Below are 17,696 nucleotides of genomic sequence, written 5' to 3' on the forward strand. Positions count from 1 at the left end.
GTGACCGCATCCCCGCACCGCGACACCACCACCCTGCCCGCCAATCCCTGGCCGGCGCTGTGGGCCATGGTGATCGGCTTCTTCATGATCCTGGTCGACACCACGATCGTCTCGGTCGCGACCCCCGCCATCCGTGAGGCGCTGGAGACCGACTACAACACCGTCATCTGGGTCACGAGCGCCTATCTGCTGGCCTATGCCGTGCCTCTGCTCATCACCGGGCGGCTCGGCGATCGCATCGGACCGAAGAACGTGTATCTGGTGGGCTTGACGCTGTTCACGCTGGCATCACTGTGGTGCGCGGTCACCACGACGGTCGAGATGCTGATCATCGCGCGGGTCTTCCAGGGACTCGGCGCCTCGATGATGACCCCGCAGACCATGGCGGTCATCACCCGCACCTTCCCTCCCGAGAGTCGCGGGCGCGCGATGGCGCTGTGGGGTGCCACGGCAGGCGTCGCCACGCTGGTGGGTCCCGTGCTCGGCGGTGTCCTGGTCGACTCCGCGGGGTGGGAGTGGATCTTCTTCGTCAACGTGCCCGTGGGGATCATCGCCTTCGTACTGGCCTGGAGATTGGTGCCGCGGCTGGAGACCCATGCGCACTCCTTCGACTGGGTGGGCGTCGCACTCAGCGCCGCCGCGATGTTCCTCATCGTCTTCGGCATCCAGGAGGGTGAGCGCTATGACTGGGGACAGATCACCGGCATCGTCTCGGTACCCGCGCTCATCGGTCTCGGCCTGGTGGTCGGGGCGGTCTTCCTGTGGTGGCAGTCCCGGGTCCGTCGTGAGCCTCTCGTCCCGCTCCGACTGTTCCGCGAGCGCAGCTTCTCGGTCTCCACGGCGGCGATCTCGATGGTCTCCTTCTCGGTCACCGCGATGTCCTTCCCCTTCATGCTGTGGGCCCAGACGGCTCGTGGCTGGTCTCCGACCGAGTCGGGGATGCTGTTGATCCCGATGGCCGTCGTCACGGCCGCGATGGCACCGATCGTCGGCCGCTGGACCGATCGCGTCGCACCGCGGCTGCTGGCCTCGATCGGTTTCGGCGTCTCCGGAGGATCGATCCTGTTCATGAGCCAGACGGTCGCCCAGGAGAGTCCCATCTGGCTGATCCTCATCGCCACCGCGCTCGTGGGCTTCGGCAATGCCTTCCTGTGGTCGCCGCTCGCGGCGACGGCCACGCGTCGTCTGCCGATGTCGTCCGCGGGGGCTGGCTCGGGGGTCTACAACGCGACCCGGCAGATCGGCGCGGTGCTCGGCAGCGCGGCGATCGCCGCGGCGATCTCCAGCCGGCTGGCGGCCCACCTCCCGCAGGCGGCCGAAGCGGGTGCCGAGGGCGCGGGTCCCACGGTCCTGCCCCCCGAGGCGGTCGAGCCCTTCTCGACGGCCATGAGCCAGGCGCTCCTCGTCCCCGCCGCCGCCTTCCTCCTCGGCCTCCTGATCGTCCAGCTCTTCCCCCGCCCCCGCTGACCCGACCCTCCGGGTCCAGCTTTTGCCGGGTTGTGGCCCTCAGGCGGCCGCTCGAGGGGCCATTGCCCGGCGAAAGTTGCTCGCGGCGAACCAGCGTTCCCACATCACGGACGTCACCGGTGCGGGGCCAAGGTAACCCTGCTCGCGGAGTGCGTGGAAGATCCGCCAGGGGATCTTCCGGGGGTCCGACAGATCGGTGTCGTAAATGACGATAACCGTCCAGCCCAGACGTTCGAGGCACTCGCGTCGATCACGATCCCGCTCACGTTGTCGAGCCGAACGTTCGTGCCAGTAACCGTCGTACTCGACCGCGACCTGCCAGCGCACATAGGCCATATCCACCCGTGCGATGAAATGCCCGTCGCCATCGAGGACCCGGACCTGGAGCTCGGGTTCCGGAAATCGTGCCGTCACGAGGAGCAGCCGCACCCACGATTCTCGTGGAGATTCCGCCCCCTCGCGGACCCACCTCAAGGCCCGGCGAGCTCGACGCACACCGCTGAGATGCCGATCATCGGCGTACTCGACCAGCCGCTGGAGCGTGGTGAACCTCTGCGTGATCAACCAGTCCCCCGTGACCACGAGCCAGGGCCAACTGAGTTTGGTGGCGAGGTCGACGAAGGTGCGCTCCGGACTCGTCACAGGCAGGCCGTGTCGCTCACGGCTCGCGATCGAGCCTTGGCGGCGGTGACTGGCGATCCGAGCTTGCTCGCTGTCCCAATTCGTGCGTGTCGAGACATGGATCCTGCCGTCCGAGGGCACATCGAGCCCCCAGAGAGCGAGCGCCGTGTAGTGGGAGATCACGGCACCTCGTGGCGCTGCCAACAAGGCGGCACGTGCCCAGACCACGACGGTGAGGACGAGATCAGCGTTGACATAGACCCCTCGCAGCAGCCGGCGCCATCGAACCGATCTCAACTGCTTGGGCGTGAGCCCGGCTGCAAGTGCCTCCGCACGGGTGAAGGGACGGTCGGCCACATCAGCAGGAAGCTTCATTCTCAGAGCGTCATCCCGGGCCGAGGGATCGACCAGACCTCGCGGAACGATTGTGGATGTCCGGATCGTGGTCTCAACTCTGTGGACAACAAATAAATGCCGGGTTCTGGCCCTCTCCGATGCTCGGAAAGGGCCAGAACCCGGCAAATCTTGGACCCGGAGGGTCGGACCGGGGGTCAGAGGGAGGCGAGGGCCTCGTTCAGGGTGGCGCTGGGGCGCATGACCTGAGCCGCCTTCTCGACATCGGGCCGGAAGTAACCACCGAGATCGACCGGCGAGCCCTGGACCTCGAGCAGCTCGGCATTGATCTGCTCCTCCTTCTCCCGCAGTGTCGAGGCCAGCCCGGCGAAGGCCTCCGCGAGCGGAGCATCCTCGGTCTGCTTGGCCAGCTCCTCGGCCCAGTAGAGCGCCAGATAGAAGTGGCTGCCCCGGTTGTCGATCTCGCCGACCTTGCGGCTGGGCGACTTGTTCTCATCCAGGAAAGTGCCGGTCGCCCGGTCCAGCGTGTCCGCGAGGATCTGCGCACGAGCATTGTCCGTGGTCTGGGCGAGGTGCTCGAAGCTCGATGCGAGAGCGAGGAACTCGCCCAGGCTGTCCCAGCGCAGGTGGTTCTCCTTGACGAGCTGCTGCACGTGCTTGGGAGCCGAACCCCCCGCACCGGTCTCGAACAGACCACCGCCCGCGATGAGCGGCACGATCGACAACATCTTGGCGCTGGTGCCGAGCTCGAGGATCGGGAAGAGGTCGGTCAGATAATCACGCAGCACATTGCCCGTGACCGAGATCGTGTCCTGCCCCTTGCGGATACGCTCGAGTGAGTACGCCGTGGCGAGCTCCGGGCTGAGGATCTGGATCTCCAGACCGTCGGTGTCGTGCTCGGGCAGGTAGGCATTGACCTTGGCGATGAGGCTGGCATCGTGCGCACGGCTCTCGTCGAGCCAGAAGACCGCCGGATCGCCGGTGGCGCGGGCGCGCGTGACGGCCAGCTTGACCCAGTCGCGGATCGCGACGTCCTTGGTCTGGCAGGCGCGCCAGATGTCCCCGGCCTCGACATCATGCTCCATCAACACCTCGCCGGCGGCGTTCAGCACCCGCACGGTGCCGGCCGACTCGATCTCGAAGGTCTTGTCGTGGCTGCCGTATTCCTCGGCCTTCTGCGCCATCAGACCCACATTCGGGACCGACCCCATCGTCGAGGGATCGAAGGCGCCATGTGCCCGGCAGTCCTCGATGACGACCTGGTACACGCCGGCATAGGAGCTGTCAGGGATGACCGCGAGGGTGTCGTGCTCGTCGCCGTCCGGGCCCCACATGTGGCCAGAGGTGCGGATCATGGCCGGCATGGAGGCGTCGACGATGACATCGCTCGGCACGTGCAGGTTGGTGATGCCGCGATCGGAGTCGACCATCGCGAGCTCCGGGCCCTCTGCGAGGGCGGCGTCGAAGGCCGCCTTGATCTCGGCGCCGTTCGGCAGCTTCTCCAGGCCGGCGTAGATGCCGCCGAGGCCGTCATTGGCCGAGAGGCCGGCGGCCTTGAGGTCGGGGCCGTACTGCTCGAAGACCGGAGCGAAGAAGGTCTTGATGACGTGGCCGAAGATGATCGGATCGGAGACCTTCATCATCGTCGCCTTGAGGTGCACGCTGAAGAGCACACCCTCGGCCTTGGCCCGGGCGATGGCATCGGCGAGGAAGGCCCGCAGGGGCGCGGCCTGCATGACGGTGGCGTCGACGACCTCACCCTCCAGCACCTTCAGACCGTCCTTGAGGACGGTGGTGGTGCCGTCGGCGGCCTCGTGCACGATCCGCAGCGTGTCGTCGGCGGCGAGCGTCACCGACTGCTCGTTGGCTTTGAAGTCGTGCTCGCCCATCGTGGCGACATTGGTCTTCGAATCCGAGCTCCACGCGCCCATACGGTGCGGGTTCTTGCGCGCGTAGTTCTTGACCGAGGCCGGCGCGCGGCGGTCGGAGTTGCCTTCGCGCAGCACGGGGTTGACGGCGCTGCCCTTGACCTTGTCGTATCGGGCGCGGATATCGCGCTCCTCGTCGGTGGTCGGCTCGTCGGGATAGTCCGGCAGTTCGTAGCCCTGCGACTGCAGCTCGGCGATCGCGGCCTTGAGTTGCGGGATCGAGGCCGAGATATTCGGCAGCTTGATGATATTGGCCTCGGGACGCTTGGCCAGCTCACCGAGCTCGGCGAGGGCGTCGTCAGTACGCTGCTCGACCGGCAGCCGGTCCGAGAACACCGCGATGATGCGCCCGGCCAGGGAGATGTCGCGGGTCTCCACCTCGACACCCGCGGTGGCCGCGTACGCGGAGATCACCGGCAGGAAGCTGTGGGTGGCGAGGGCGGGGGCCTCGTCGGTGTGCGTGTAGATGATCGTCGATTCGCTCACGGCCCCAACCTACCGCCCATCGAGGCGACGACGGTCGCTGGCGTGGCCCTGAGCGCCCGGAGAGCCCCCGCTCCTACCAGAACTCGACGACCTCGGGAAGCCTGTCCACCAGGCGGACGCGCGTCTCAAAAGCGCATCCGGCGCCTAACGTGAGGGCTCGTCAGGATCTCCGAAAGCCCAGAAAGGCACCTCGATGACTTCTCGGTACCGTCGCCGGTTGGCGGCTGCAGCGGCCCTCGCCTCGCTGATCGCGACTGCCGCGTGCGCGCCTTCGGGAGCCGGAGGCGGCACCGACGCGGATGCCACGTCGCTCTCCCTCGTCGGGTTCGCGGTGCCGAAGGCCGGCAACAACGCCGCACAGGCCGCCTTCGCCGAGACCGACGAGGGTGCCGGGGTCAGCTGGAAGGAGTCCTACGGCGCCTCCGGCGACCAGAGCCGCGCGGTCGCGAGCGGCCTGGATGCCGACTACGTGCACTTCTCCGTGACCCCCGATGTCACGCGCCTGGTCGATGCCGGACTGGTGGACGAGTCCTGGGACGACGGACCGAACAAGGGCATCGTCACGGACTCGGTCGTGGTGCTCGCCGTGCGCGAGGGCAATCCGAAGAACATCCAGGGCTGGGACGATCTGGCCCGCGACGATATCGGCATCGTGACGCCCAATCCGGGATCGTCCGGAGCGGCGCGCTGGAATATCCTCGGCGCCTGGCTGCACATCGTGGGCCAGGGCGGTTCGCCGGAGGAGGCCGAGGCCTTCCTCGCCGATGTGCTCGACAACGTCCAGGCCTTCCCCGGCAGCGGCCGCGACGCCACGCAGGCCTTCCAGAGCGGCACGGGTGATGTCCTCATCTCCTATGAGAACGAGGCGATCCTCGCGCGGCAGAACGGCGAGCCGATCGAGTACGTGGTGCCCGAGGACACCCTGCTGATCGAGAATCCCGCGGCGGTCCTCACCGATGCCGATCCCAAGGCGGAGGCCTTCCTGGACTTCGTGCTCACGCCCGAGGGCCAGACCGAGTACGTGAGCAAGGGCTTCCGGCCGCTGCGCTCGGTGGAGGGAATCGAGGTCGGCGAGGTCGAGGGAGCAATGGATCCGCAGGAGCCGTTCCCGGAGATCACCACGCTGTTCACGATCGATGACGACCTCGGTGGGTGGGACGAGGTCAACGACACCTTCTTCGATGAGAACGAGGGCATCATCACCCGGCTCCAGACCGCCGCGGGACTGAACTCGTGACGATCGAGCAGCTCGATCCGGCCGCGACGGTGCGAACGCGCCGTCGCGGCCGGGCGCGGTCCACCCTCGACCGCCCCGCCGCGATCGGTCTGGGGATCGGTGTCACGTGGTTCAGCATCCTCGTCCTGATCCCGCTGGCCCTCATCGTCTTCCAGGCGGCCGGCGGCGGCTGGGGCGTCTTCGCCGAGACCCTCGGCAGCTCCCAGACGGCGGCGGCGATCTGGCTCACCGTTCGCCAGGCCCTGCTCGTGACCGCGCTCAATGTCGTCATGGGCACGCTCATCGCATGGGTTCTCGTCCGCGATGAGTTCCCCGGCAAGCGAGCGCTCGAGATCATCATCGACATCCCCTTCGCACTACCGACGATCGTCGCCGGACTGGTGTTGCTGAGCCTCTACGGGCCCGCGAGTCCGCTCGGGATCGATGTCTCCAATACCTCGCACTCGGTGTTCCTCGCGCTGTTGTTCGTGACGCTGCCTTTCGTGGTGCGGGCGGTGCAGCCGGTGCTCATGGAGCTGGAGCCCGAGGTGGAGGAGGCCGCCGCGTCGCTCGGCGCCAGCACCTTCACGACCTGGCGCCGCGTCATCCTGCCAAGCCTGACGCCCGCGATCGCAGCCGGCGCGACGTTGTCCTTCGCGCGGGGGATCAGCGAGTACGGCTCGCTCGTGCTGCTCTCGGGCAACCTGCCCTTCGAGTCCGAGGTCGCGTCGGTGCGCATCTTCACCTATATCGAGAATGACAACCCGGCCGCTGCCTCGGCGGTCGCCGTCATCCTGCTCGCGGTGGCGCTGGCGGCGATCATCACGCTGAACCTGATCTCCCGGAGAGTGGCCCGTCGTGACTGAGCTCTCCACCGTCCGCCACCCCCGCCGTACGCGGGCGACCTATGTGCGCCGGGCGATCGTGCTGGCCTATCTGTTCTTCCTTGTGGTCTGGCCGGTCTCGCTCGTGGTGATCCACACCTTCAGTGATGGCAACCACCTCGTCGCCGCATTACAGGACCCGGTAGTGGTATTCGCCCTGCAGATGACCGTGGTCGTCGCCTTCTGGGCCGTGATCATCAACACGGTCTTCGGGGTCGGCATGTCCCTGCTGCTGGTCCGCTACGAGTTCCCCGGCAAGGGCCTGCTCAACTCGCTGCTCGACCTGCCGCTGTCGGTCTCCCCCGTGGTCATCGGCCTGGCGCTGCTGCTCGCCTACGGCCCGCGCGATGGGACCTTCGCTCCCCTGCTCGGCGCGATCGACTTCCAGGTGATCTTCTCGGTGCCGGGCATCATCATGGCGACCGCCTTCGTCAGCCTGCCCTTGGTGATCCGCGAGATCGTGCCGGTGCTCCAGGAGGTGGGCACCGAGCAGGAGCAGGCGGCGCGTTCTCTCGGCGCCGGCGGCTGGCAGACCTTCCGTCGCATCACCCTGCCCTCGATCCGGTGGGCCCTCGTGTACGGCGTGGTGCTGAGTCTCGCCCGCTCGCTCGGCGAGTTCGGCGCCGTCAAGATCGTCTCGGGCAATATCACCCAGCAGACCCAGACCGCGACCCTCGTCGTGGAGGACAAGTACCTGGAGTTCGAGCGCGGCGCGGCCTATGCGACGAGCTTCCTGCTCACCCTCATCGCTGTGGCGGCCCTCGTGATCGTCACGATCCTGCGACCCAAGGAGAAGAAGTAAGCATGGGCATCGAGATCAGCGGCGTCAACAAGAACTTCGGCGACTTCGTCGCGCTGCGCGATATCGACCTGACGATCCCGAGCGGTGGCCTGACCGCGCTGCTCGGCCCCAGCGGCGGCGGCAAGTCGACGCTGTTGCGCATCATCGCCGGCCTGGAGACCTCCGATAGCGGGACGATCGAGATCGAGGGCCAGGACACCACCCGGGTACCCGCCCAACGGCGCAATGTGGGATTCGTGTTCCAACATTACGCCGCCTTCAAACACATGTCGGTGGCGAAGAATGTCGCCTTCGGGCTGGAGATCCGCAAGCGCCCCAAGGCCGAGATCAAGCGCCGGGTCGATGAGCTGCTGGAGCTCGTGCACCTCGAGCAGTTCGCCCACCGTCTGCCGGCGCAGCTGTCGGGCGGCCAGCGCCAGCGGATGGCCCTTGCCCGCGCGCTCGCGATCGAGCCGAGCGTGCTGCTGCTCGACGAGCCCTTCGGTGCCCTGGACGCCAAAGTGCGCAAGGAACTGCGCGACTGGCTGCGGCGGCTGCACGACGAGGTCCACGTGACGACCGTGTTCGTGACCCACGACCAGGAGGAGGCCCTCGAGGTCGCCGACAGCATCGTGGTCATCAACGACGGGCGTATCGAACAGATCGGCACGCCCGATGACCTCTACGACAAGCCGGCGAGCGAGTTCGTACTGAGCTTCCTCGGGCCCGTCACGACCCTCGGCGACAAGCTGATCCGCCCGCACGATATCGAGATCTCGCGGCTGGAGCAGGCTGCCGTCGTCGACGGGCCGATCACCCGGTGGACACGTATCGGTTTCGAGATCCGGTTGGAGGTCACCCCGACCGATCCGCGCTACACCGAGCCGGTTCAGGTGACGGTGACACGCAGTGAGGCGACGGCCCTGGATCTCCACCAGGGCGACCACGTCTGGCTGCGTCCCTCCGTCGGTGCTCAGTCGCTTCCCACGCCCTGACCTCGGCCCAAATGGTCAGCGGGGGTGCGGCGTTCGACCAGGACGGCGACCAGGACGATCACGAGACCGCCCGCGGCCAGTCCGGCGCCCACCAGGCTCGGCGCGCGGTAACCGTGGCCCGCGGCGATGACGATGCCGCCGAGCCACGCACCGAGACCGTTGGCGACATTGAGCGAGGAGTGGTTCAGCGCCGCGCCCAGCATCTGCGCGTCCCCGGCCGCGTGCATGAGACGGATCTGAAGTCCCACCGCGACGATGCTGCCCAGTGCGCCGATCGCGAATACCCCCGCCATCGTGAAGACCGGCTGGTCCATGACGGCGTAGAAGCCCACCAGCACGGCGACGCTCACGGCGAAACCGCCGACGATCTGCCGCACGTTGTCCCAGTCGGCGAGGACTCCCGCCAGCCAGGTGCCCACGACCGAGCCGATGCCGAAGGCGAACAGGAACCACGGGATCGTGGTCCGCGGCAGGTCGGCGACATCGGTGACGATCGGAGCGATATAGGAGTACATCGCGAAGATGCCGCCGAAGCCGACCATACCGGCGGCGACAGCGAGGAGGACCTGCGGTCGCTTGAGCGCCGCGAGCTCGCGGCGGATGGTGGCCTCGGGCGTGCCCGGCACGCGCTCGACGAAGAGCCAGATCAACCCGGCGGTCAGCAAGGAGACGACCACCACGAACACATACGCCGAGCGCCACCCGAAGTGCAGACCGAGCCACGCGCTCAGCGGGACTCCTGCGACCGTGCCCGCCGAGAGGCCCATCATGACCCGGCTGACCGCTCGCCCCTTCATCGATGCCGGCACCATGGACGCGGCCAGCAGCGAGGCCACACCGAAGTACGCGCCGTGCGGGAGTCCTGCGATGAATCGCGAGACGAGGACGGGAAGATAACCCGAGGCCAGTGCGGTCAGCGCATTGCCGAAGGCCAATGCCACGACCAGTCCGATCGCGAGCTCCCGCTTGGGCAGTTTGGCCCCGAGCGACACGATCAGCGGCGCGCCGACCACGACGCCGAAGGCATAGGCGGTGATGATGTGACCCGTCGTCGGGATCGACCGATCGATGCTCTCGGAGATGTCGGCGAGCAACCCCATCGTCACGAACTCGGTCGTGCCGATGGCGAACCCGCCGAGCGCGAGCGCGATGATCGCGAGACCGAGATGGGTAGGGCGCCGGGTCTGAGTCATCGTGGTCACAGAAGATGCCAACGCGGCACCGAAGTCGTCTGTTCCACGGAAGGGCCCGATCGGACCGTCATGTGGGCACAGTCATAGTCAGAGCTTGTCGAGCGGCGCGTACCGCAGCAGCAGCCGTTTGACGCCCTGGGAGCCGAAGTCCACGCTCGCGACCGAGTTCTGCCCTGAGCCGTCGAGTGCGACGACCGTGCCTAGGCCGAAGGTGTCGTGGGTGACCCGGTCGCCGGGTTCGAGCGGGATGATATCGCGGGTGGCCCGCTTGGAGCGCGCCGCGACATTCGCCGAGCGGAACGAGCCGCTCTCGCGCCGGGCAGATGCCGAAGGCGTGCTCGGGGTCCACTGTGCGGCGGACGATCCGAGACGCCTCCAGTCCATGACGTGATCGGGCACCTCCTCGAGGAACCGCGAGGGAGGGTTGTACGCGGGCGCGCCCCACGCGGACCGTACCGAGGCGCGGGTCAGGTAGAGCCGCTTCTGAGCCCGGGTGATGCCGACATAGGCGAGCCGGCGCTCCTCCTGCAGCTCCTTAGCGTCGCCCATGGAGCGCATATGCGGGAAGACACCGTCCTCGAGACCGGTCAGGAAGACCACGGGGAACTCGAGCCCCTTGGCCGTGTGCAGCGTCATGAGGGTCACGACGCCCTCGCCGTCATCGGGGATCGCATCGGCATCGGCGACGAGGGCGATCTGCTCAAGGAAGGCGGCGAGGGACCCGGGCGTCAGGTCCCCGGCATCGACATCCTCCCGGGCCGTCTCGGCCTCGTCGGCCAAGGTGGCGGCGCCGGCGACGAACTCGCGGGCCACCGCGACGAGCTCGGCGAGGTTCTCCACGCGGGTCTCGTCCTGCGGATCGCGGCTCTCCTCCAGGACCGTGAGGTAGCCCGTCCGCGTGAGGGCGGCCTCGATCACGGCATCGGCGGGAGCGCCGGTGTCGGCGAGCTCTTTCAGTCCGCCCATCACCTCGGCGAACTGCCGGACCGCGGTGCGCGACCGGGTGGCGAGCTCCTCGACCTCGTCGGCACGGTGCATCGCCTCCCAGAAGCTGACCTGCCGTCGCTGGGCGAAGCGGTCGAGGGCGCTCTCGGCGCGATCGCCGATACCGCGCTTGGGCTCGTTGAGGATCCGGCGCAGCGAGACGTCATCGCGCGGGTTGACGAGGGCCCGCACGTAGGCCAGCGCGTCCTTGACCTCCTTGCGCTCGTAGAACCGCACGCCGCCCACCACGCGATAGGGCAGGCCGACCCGGATGAACACTTCCTCGAAGACGCGGGACTGGGCGTTGGTGCGGTAGAAGACCGCCACATCCTTGGGCTCCGCGGCGCCCTCGTCGGTGAGCCGATCGATCTCGTCGGCGATGAACTGCGCTTCGTCGCGCTCGTCATCGGCGACATAGCCGACGATCTGCTCTCCGTCCCCCTCGGCGGACCAGAGCTTCTTGTCCTTGCGGTCGTCATTGCGGCTGATGACGGCATTGGCGGCGGTCAGGATGGTCTGCGTGGAGCGGTAGTTCTGCTCCAGCAGCACCGTGTGGGCATCGGGGAAGTCGGACTCGAACTCCAGGATGTTGCGGATATTGGCACCGCGGAAGGCGTAGATCGACTGATCGGAGTCGCCGACCACCATGAGATCGGACTCGGTGTCGCAGAGCTCACGGATGAGCGCATACTGCGCGTGGTTGGTGTCCTGGTACTCGTCGACGAGGACGTGGCGGAATCGACGCCGATAGGTCTCACGGACGTCCGGCCAGCCCTGGAAGAGGTGGACGGTGTTCATGATCAGATCGTCGAAGTCCATCGCATTGGCCGCGCGCAGACGCTGCTGGTAGAGCGCGTAGCACTCGGCGTACTGCTGTTCGGTGGGCGTCTGCGCGCGGCTGGACGCGGCCTCGTGGTCGACGAGCTCGTTCTTGAGATTCGACACGTGGTGAAGCACCGCGCGCGGGTTGACCTTCTTCGGGTCGAGGTCGAGGTCGCGGCAGACGAGGGTCATGAGCCGGCGCGCGTCCGCGGCGTCGTAGATCGTGAAGGACGAGGTGAATCCGAACTTGTCCGCCTCGCGGCGCAGGATCCGCACACAGGCGGAGTGGAAGGTCGAGACCCACATCATCCGGGCCCGGCCTCCGACGAGCTCGGCCACGCGCTCGCGCATCTCCGCGGCGGCCTTGTTGGTGAACGTGATGGCCAGGATCGATCCCGGATGCGCACCCCGCGCGGAAATCAGCCAGGCGATGCGCCGGGTCAGCACCCGCGTCTTGCCCGAGCCCGCGCCCGCCACCACCAGCAGGGGCCCGCCCGTGTGGGTGACGGCTTCGCGTTGGGCATCGTTGAGCCCCTCGACGAGACGGTCCGATGTGGCCACACGTGGGGCGCGGTCGGAGGCCGGCGAGGAGGGCACGGGGAACGGCAGAGTCATCGTCCTCCAGACTAGTGGCTCGCGCCGACGCTTCCGCGCCCGAGCGGCGCCGGCGAGTGGCCCTCTCGGGCCAGAGCGATCATTCCGGGAGGCGGTCGGCACCGTTACCACCGCCGCAGCACAATGGAGGTATGGAATGGACGATCGACTCCGACGCGGCGGCTCCGCCGTTCGAGCAGCTGCGTCAGCGGATCGCCGAGGCCGCCGCCTCCGGCGAGCTGCCGGAGGGTGAACGGCTCCCCACGGTCCGGGCATTGGCGGAGACGCTGGGGCTCGCGGTCAACACGGTTGCTCGCGCTTATCGCGAGCTCGAGGCGATGGGCGTGATCCGCACCGAGGGGCGCCGGGGGTCCTTCATCGCCAGCACCACCCTGACCCACGACGACACACGCAATGCGGCGATCGCCTTCGCCAAGTCCGCACAGAGCCGCGGCATGGGCCGTGCCGAGGCCGTCGCCCTCCTCGAGAGCGTCTGGTGACCCGAACCCGTTGAGTGTGACGTTTGGACGGTGGAAAAGGCTTTTCCACCGTCCAAACGTCACACTCAACGGGTTCGGTTAGATCAAGCGACGGTCGCTGGCCCAGCGGGTGAGCTCATGGCGGCTGGACAGCTGCAGCTTGCGCAGCACATTGGAGACGTGGGTCTCGACGGTCTTGATCGAGATGAAGAGCTCCTTGGCCACCTCCTTGTAGGCGTACCCCCGCGCGATGAGACGCATAACCTCGCGCTCACGCTCGGTGAGCCGGTCCAGGTCCTCGTCGACATGCGCCACGGCGATCGTGCCGGCAAAGGCGTCCAACACGAATCCGGCCAGCCGCGGCGAGAAGACCGCATCGCCCGCCGCGACCCTCTCGATACCGTCGACGAGCTCGTCCGCCGCGATGTTCTTGGTCACATAGCCGCGCGCACCGGCCCGGATGACGCCGATGACGTCCTCCGCGGCGTCGCTCACGGACAACGCGAGGTACGTGGCACCCGGGGCCCGTGCGATGACCTCCGGACCTCCCCCGCCGGGCATGTGGACATCGAGCAGCACGACATCGGGACGATGATCGGCGATGACCCGCACCGCCGAGGGGACGTCCTCGGCCTCCGCGACCACCCGCACCCGCCCCGCTCCCACGCGTTCGAGCTCAGCACGCACCCCGGACCGGAACATCGCGTGGTCATCGACGACCACGACTCGCAATTCATCCATCCTCGTCCTCCTCGGCCGGATCGTCCCACGGCATCGTCAACACGATCTCCGTGCCCTCCCCCGGCGTGCTCTTGACGGCCGCCTCGCCACCGTGGCGGCGCATCCGTTCCATGATCGAGCCCCGGATGCCCTGCCGGTCGTCGGCGACGGTGTCGGGATCGAAGCCCGCCCCGCGGTCACGGACGAAGACCTCTCCCCGGTCCGCGGCGAACTCGGCATAGACGTCGACGCGTTCGACGCCGGCGTGCTTGGCGGCGTTGACCATGGCCTCCCGGGCGGCCCGGAGGAGCGCCACGGCATCCGGGGACAGCGGATGGTCGCCGACCGCCACCAGCTCGACCGCGACGCGGTGCGTGGTCTCGACATCCTCGGCATCAGTGCGCAGCGAGCGCACCGCCGTGCCGTCACCGGGTGTCTCGTCACCGTACAGCCAGGACCTCAGCTCACGTTCCTGGCGCCGCGCCAGGGTGGCGACGGTGCGGGGGTCGGAGGCGTTCTTCTGCAGCAGCGCCAGGGTCTGGAGCACCGAGTCGTGCAGGTGGGCGGCCATGTCCGCCCGCTCCTGCGAGCGTATCCGCTCACGTCGCTCACTCTCCAGATCGTGCCAGAGACTCCCGATCCAAGGGCCGAGGATGAGTCCGATGCCCAAGACCGCCACCACTACGGCGGCGACCAGATCGAGGGTGGCATTCCAGCCTCGGCCCTCCGAGATGACATAGACGGCCGCGAGTCCCATGAGACCGAGACCGGCGGCGATCCGGGCCCAGTAGCCAGCACCGCGCGTCTGCCGCAGCCAGGAACTCCAGGTGGCATCGTCGAGCTGACGCCAGATCAGGGCGACACCGAGGGCTCCGACGAGCACAGGGATCAGCAGACGAGAGGACACTCCGCCGCCGAGGACCGAGATCAGCGCGAAGACACCCAGTCCGACGGCCCCGATCGCGACCGTCTGGGCGATCTCGCGGGCCGATGTCCGCTCCGCGCCGCGCATGCCGGCTCGCGTGGCCGAGGCGATGCCCGGTGTGTCATCGGGGGAGGCGAGCGGCAAGAAGCGCCAGAGCAGCAGATAACCGATGATGCCGGCGGCATTGAACCATGACGCGACCACGAAGCCGATGCGGATCCACACCACCGGCACGTCCAGATGGTCGGACAGCCCCGCCGCGACGCCGCCGACGATCCGCCGGTCGGCGGGCCGCGTCGCTCGGGGATGCGGCGGGGCGGCGGAGCTGGTCACGGCACCAAGCCTCACACGCGGCCGCGCGAGCGCGCCACCAGGGACGACCCCGGCGCGGCCCTGATACGACACCGGGAGGAATCAGGGAAACACCCGATGGTCCCCGGCAGGCTGGGCGGCCACGATGGAGACATGAACGATCAGGACACATCGGCGCCCCGGGACGCGTCCTCGTCGCCGCGCCGACTGCAGGACTTCGAGAACGCACGCCGTCCGCACTCGGACCGGATGATCGCCGGCGTCTCCACCGGCATCGCCCGCTGGCTCGGCATCGATCCGGTGATCGTGCGCGTCGGCTTCGTCGTGCTCACCCTCGTCGGGCTGTCCGGTCTCGTGCTCTATGGCGCATGCTGGCTCCTCATGCCCGAGGAGGGCAAGGACCGCAGTGCGCTGGGAGAGGCCTTCGGCCTCGAAGAGAATGAGAAGCAGTTCCGGCTCGTGGGCCTGGTGATCGCTGGAGCGATCGCCATCGCCGCGATTCTCGGTGACAGCGCCTGGGGACTCGGAGGCTGGGCCTGGGTGACGCTCTGGGTGCTGTTCTGGATCGCCGTCCCGATCGCCCTGGTGTACTGGTTCGTCTCGGGGCGGCACCGTCGTGGCACGGTCGCGGCCTCAGTCACCCCGGGGACGCCCCACGATCCGCCGAGCTCGGCGGCGCCACCGTTCGCCGCGACCTCCGCTCCGGCTGGTCACGACTCCGCCACGACGACATTCGAGGGAGATTCCGGACCGGACGACGAGGACGATGGCGTGCAGCCGCCGGCCTCCGGACCTCCTCTCGTCCACGGCCCACCCACGCCCTCCGGGCCTCCGTACACCTGGTCACCGGCCCTGTTCCTCGGTACCGTCTCGCTCATCCTGCTCGCCTGGGGCGGCCTGTGGCTGTGGTCCGAGCAGGTCTCGGAGATCGCTCCGGAGATCTACGCGGTGACCGGTCTGGGCATCACCGCACTGGGCCTGCTCGTGGGCAGCAAGATCGGCAATCCGGGTCTCCTCATCCCGGTCGGCCTCCTGCTGTGCGTCGCTCTGGCAGCGACCTCAGCGCTGCCGAATACTCGCGCCGGCGACTTCACCTTCACGCCGACCTCGGTCGATCAGGCCACGCGTGCGATCGACACCGGTGCCGGCCAGGTGACCTACGACCTGAGCGCTGTCCCCGAGCCGGAGGATCTGGGCGGGGAGTCCGTGGAGATCGATCACGGGCTCGGCCTGGTCAGGGTCATCGTGCCCCGGGACCTCGACGTCCATGTCGACGCCACCATCCGGTGGGCGGGGCAGGTCAAGGTCTTCGAGCGCACCGCCGACGGGTGGAAACCACGCCTCGACTACGGCGACACCGGATCCGAGGCATTCAGCCTGTCCATCAGCAGTTCGGCCGGAGCCATCGAGGTGATCCGACGATGAACATCCATCCCTTCCGCGTGACGCCTGTCGTCTTCGGCGTGCTCTTCTTGCTCGTCGGGGCAGGATGGACAGCACTCGAGTACGACATCATGACCGGCGCTCAACTACGGCTCGCCGGACCGATCGCCCTCATCGTGATCGGCCTGATCGGCGTGGCCCTGACCTTCAGGAGGAGAACATGACCGCCAAGAAGCTGACTCGCTCCACCCGCGACAAGATGCTCGGTGGCGTCTGCGGTGGCGTCGCCGCCTACTTCGGCTGGGACTCGACGCTCGTGCGGTTGATCGCCCTCGTCGCGGTCCTCGTGACCCTGCCGGTGAGCATCGTGGCCTACATCGTGGCGTGGGCGATCATGCCCCAGGAGCCGGCGACCCCGTGGCAGACGGGGACCGACGCTCCCAGCGGTCCCGTGCCGTGATCGCGCTGGCGGTGAAATCGCTGAAGACCCCGTCCACGCCTGCGTCATAGAACGCGAGGTATTCGGCCAGTGCGTCGCCATGATCGGCGGCGTCCTGGCCGATCCTCATTTCCGCGGGCAGGAAGCGGTTCTCATCGCGCAGGGTCCACACGTGCACGGCCAGGCCGAGCTCGTGCGCGTCCCGGACGAGAGAGGTCGGGCCGCTGAGACGGTCGTTGCCATCGCGGCCGATCACCAGGCTCTTGTGCGCGCCGACCCCGTCGGCATATTCCGCGATGAAGGCCAGGCCGGGGGCGGAGGCGAGGAAGGCGTAGTCCCGGGTGTCTGCCGCGGCGATGAGATCATAAGGGGCCCCCGCATGCTCCAGCAGCTGGATCAGCGGCAGCGGCGTCCGCGCTCGCAGCCGGCGCAGATTGCCCGGCTCCATCGACTGCAGGATGACGGGAAAGTCCGCATCCTCGTGGTTCAGATCCCAGGCCTCCAGCCGAGCCAGCAGCAGTCCGTCGATGTCGATGCCGTTCTCCGCGAAGTAGGTCGGGTGCTTGGTCTCGGGGCAGACGCCGACGCGGGGCTCGTCACGTCCGCGGCGGGTGTTCTCCGCCGCGGCGATGTCGAGGACCTCGTCGAGGGTGAGGATCTCCCCGGCACCGTCTTCGTTGTGCCGTCGTAGTGCCGGGAAGCGCTCCCGCAGACCGAGGGACTTGAGCTCGGCGACGGTGAAGTCCTCGGCGAACCAGCCGGTGACCGAGGCCCCGTCGACCCGCTTGGTGGTCTTGCGGTCGGCGAAGGCCGGTCGCTTGGCCACGTCGGTGGTGTCGGAGAGCTCGTTCTCGTGGCGCACCACCAGGACTCCGTCCCTGCTCACCACGAGATCAGGCTCGATGTAGTCGGCCCCCTGCTCGATCGCGAGCAGATAGGAGTCCGCGGTGTGCTCAAGCCGGGAGCCGGGGACTCCGCGGTGCGCGATGACGGTCGGTGCGCTCACGACCTTCACGCTACACACCGGCGAGGTGTACTCGATCGATCACGCTGTGGGAGGGGCCATCGCCTTGGCCCTCCCCGTACGGGGACCACGCCGGGTGGATCACCGAG

At 68.0% G+C, this 17,696-nt stretch carries 16 protein-coding genes; 9 read left to right on the forward strand and 7 right to left on the reverse strand.

Annotation, left to right across the window (positions count from 1 at the left end; genetic code table 11):
- Positions 1-1,467, forward strand: coding sequence for a DHA2 family efflux MFS transporter permease subunit (locus BHE97_RS12770; protein ID WP_343286118.1), 1,467 nt, complete (start codon positions 1-3; stop codon positions 1,465-1,467).
- Between the two features lie 39 nt (positions 1,468-1,506).
- Here BHE97_RS12770 and BHE97_RS12775 read toward each other — a convergent pair whose 3' ends face one another.
- Positions 1,507-2,463: a DUF559 domain-containing protein gene (locus BHE97_RS12775; RefSeq protein ID WP_087624428.1), complete on the reverse strand. Its 957-nt coding sequence runs from the start codon at positions 2,461-2,463 to the stop codon at positions 1,507-1,509.
- Positions 2,464-2,639: 176 nt separating this feature from the next.
- Positions 2,640-4,856: an NADP-dependent isocitrate dehydrogenase gene (locus BHE97_RS12780; RefSeq protein ID WP_087624429.1), complete on the reverse strand. Its 2,217-nt coding sequence runs from the start codon at positions 4,854-4,856 to the stop codon at positions 2,640-2,642.
- 193 nt (positions 4,857-5,049) lie between these two features.
- On the opposite strand from BHE97_RS12780, the gene BHE97_RS12785 reads away from it, so the two are divergent.
- Genes BHE97_RS12785 through BHE97_RS12800 form a run of 4 tightly spaced genes read left to right on the forward strand, consistent with a single transcriptional unit; the run spans position 5,050 to position 8,732 of the window.
- Complete coding sequence (locus BHE97_RS12785; RefSeq protein WP_087624430.1) at positions 5,050-6,093, forward strand: sulfate ABC transporter substrate-binding protein; 1,044 nt, start codon at positions 5,050-5,052, stop codon at positions 6,091-6,093.
- A complete protein-coding gene (gene cysT, locus BHE97_RS12790) occupies positions 6,090-6,938 on the forward strand; it encodes a sulfate ABC transporter permease subunit CysT (protein WP_236757679.1) in 849 nt (282 codons plus the stop codon). The genes BHE97_RS12785 and cysT overlap by 4 nt, the downstream gene beginning before the upstream one ends.
- Entirely contained in the window at positions 6,931-7,758 is an 828-nt protein-coding gene (locus BHE97_RS12795; RefSeq protein ID WP_087624431.1) for a sulfate ABC transporter permease subunit, read from the forward strand. The genes cysT and BHE97_RS12795 overlap by 8 nt, the downstream gene beginning before the upstream one ends.
- Before the next feature lie 2 nt (positions 7,759-7,760).
- Positions 7,761-8,732 (forward strand): sulfate ABC transporter ATP-binding protein, encoded by a 972-nt coding sequence (locus tag BHE97_RS12800; RefSeq protein ID WP_087624432.1) that lies wholly within the window; start codon positions 7,761-7,763, stop codon positions 8,730-8,732.
- Here the strand turns inward: BHE97_RS12800 and BHE97_RS12805 are convergent.
- Positions 8,711-9,925 carry an MFS transporter gene (locus tag BHE97_RS12805; RefSeq protein WP_170931406.1) on the reverse strand — a complete coding sequence of 405 codons (1,215 nt, stop codon included), beginning with the start codon at positions 9,923-9,925 and terminating at the stop codon, positions 8,711-8,713. The genes BHE97_RS12800 and BHE97_RS12805 overlap by 22 nt on opposite strands.
- An 87-nt stretch (positions 9,926-10,012) precedes the next feature.
- Positions 10,013-12,346 carry a DNA helicase PcrA gene (gene pcrA, locus BHE97_RS12810; RefSeq protein WP_087624434.1) on the reverse strand — a complete coding sequence of 778 codons (2,334 nt, stop codon included), beginning with the start codon at positions 12,344-12,346 and terminating at the stop codon, positions 10,013-10,015.
- Between the two features lie 131 nt (positions 12,347-12,477).
- Between pcrA and BHE97_RS12815 the strand changes: the two genes are divergently transcribed.
- On the forward strand, positions 12,478-12,825 hold the full coding sequence (locus tag BHE97_RS12815; protein WP_087624435.1) for a GntR family transcriptional regulator: 348 nt from the start codon (positions 12,478-12,480) through the stop codon (positions 12,823-12,825).
- A 78-nt stretch (positions 12,826-12,903) separates the two neighbouring features.
- Here the strand turns inward: BHE97_RS12815 and BHE97_RS12820 are convergent, their stop codons facing one another.
- On the reverse strand, positions 12,904-13,545 hold the full coding sequence (locus BHE97_RS12820) for a response regulator transcription factor (protein ID WP_087624436.1): 642 nt from the start codon (positions 13,543-13,545) through the stop codon (positions 12,904-12,906).
- Complete coding sequence (locus BHE97_RS12825; RefSeq protein WP_087624530.1) at positions 13,538-14,782, reverse strand: ATP-binding protein; 1,245 nt, start codon at positions 14,780-14,782, stop codon at positions 13,538-13,540. Before BHE97_RS12825 ends, BHE97_RS12820 begins: the two co-directional genes overlap by 8 nt.
- A 132-nt stretch (positions 14,783-14,914) precedes the next feature.
- On the opposite strand from BHE97_RS12825, the gene BHE97_RS12830 reads away from it, so the two are divergent.
- The 3 genes from BHE97_RS12830 to BHE97_RS12840 are packed head-to-tail and all read left to right on the forward strand — an operon-like array spanning position 14,915 to position 16,604.
- Complete coding sequence (locus tag BHE97_RS12830) at positions 14,915-16,186, forward strand: PspC domain-containing protein (protein WP_170931407.1); 1,272 nt, start codon at positions 14,915-14,917, stop codon at positions 16,184-16,186.
- The gene (locus tag BHE97_RS12835) at positions 16,183-16,368 is read left to right on the forward strand and encodes a hypothetical protein (RefSeq protein ID WP_087624438.1); all 186 of its coding nucleotides are present in this window, start codon (positions 16,183-16,185) and stop codon (positions 16,366-16,368) included. Before BHE97_RS12830 ends, BHE97_RS12835 begins: the two co-directional genes overlap by 4 nt.
- Positions 16,365-16,604: a PspC domain-containing protein gene (locus tag BHE97_RS12840; protein WP_087624439.1), complete on the forward strand. Its 240-nt coding sequence runs from the start codon at positions 16,365-16,367 to the stop codon at positions 16,602-16,604. Before BHE97_RS12835 ends, BHE97_RS12840 begins: the two co-directional genes overlap by 4 nt.
- On the opposite strand, the gene BHE97_RS12845 is transcribed toward BHE97_RS12840, so the two are convergent.
- On the reverse strand, positions 16,537-17,589 hold the full coding sequence (locus tag BHE97_RS12845; RefSeq protein WP_087624531.1) for a glycerophosphodiester phosphodiesterase family protein: 1,053 nt from the start codon (positions 17,587-17,589) through the stop codon (positions 16,537-16,539). The genes BHE97_RS12840 and BHE97_RS12845 overlap by 68 nt on opposite strands.
- Between the last annotated feature and the right edge of the window lie 107 nt (positions 17,590-17,696).

The sequence above is a fragment of the Aeromicrobium sp. PE09-221 genome (assembly GCF_002174305.1).
Taxonomy (GTDB): Bacteria; Actinomycetota; Actinomycetes; order Propionibacteriales; family Nocardioidaceae; genus Aeromicrobium.

Excerpts from the sequence above, each read along its gene's own strand:
- BHE97_RS12775 (WP_087624428.1), bottom strand. The coding sequence starts at position 2,463 with ATGAAGCTTCCTGCTGATGTGGCCGACCGTCCCTTCACCCGTGCGGAG.
- BHE97_RS12785 (WP_087624430.1), top strand. The coding sequence starts at position 5,050 with ATGACTTCTCGGTACCGTCGCCGGTTGGCGGCTGCAGCGGCCCTCGCC.
- BHE97_RS12800 (WP_087624432.1), top strand. The coding sequence starts at position 7,761 with ATGGGCATCGAGATCAGCGGCGTCAACAAGAACTTCGGCGACTTCGTC.
- BHE97_RS12805 (WP_170931406.1), bottom strand. The coding sequence starts at position 9,925 with ATGACTCAGACCCGGCGCCCTACCCATCTCGGTCTCGCGATCATCGCG.
- pcrA (WP_087624434.1), bottom strand. The coding sequence starts at position 12,346 with ATGACTCTGCCGTTCCCCGTGCCCTCCTCGCCGGCCTCCGACCGCGCC.
- BHE97_RS12815 (WP_087624435.1), top strand. The coding sequence starts at position 12,478 with ATGGAATGGACGATCGACTCCGACGCGGCGGCTCCGCCGTTCGAGCAG.
- BHE97_RS12820 (WP_087624436.1), bottom strand. The coding sequence starts at position 13,545 with ATGGATGAATTGCGAGTCGTGGTCGTCGATGACCACGCGATGTTCCGG.
- BHE97_RS12830 (WP_170931407.1), top strand. The coding sequence starts at position 14,915 with ATGAACGATCAGGACACATCGGCGCCCCGGGACGCGTCCTCGTCGCCG.
- BHE97_RS12835 (WP_087624438.1), top strand. The coding sequence starts at position 16,183 with ATGAACATCCATCCCTTCCGCGTGACGCCTGTCGTCTTCGGCGTGCTC.
- BHE97_RS12840 (WP_087624439.1), top strand. The coding sequence starts at position 16,365 with ATGACCGCCAAGAAGCTGACTCGCTCCACCCGCGACAAGATGCTCGGT.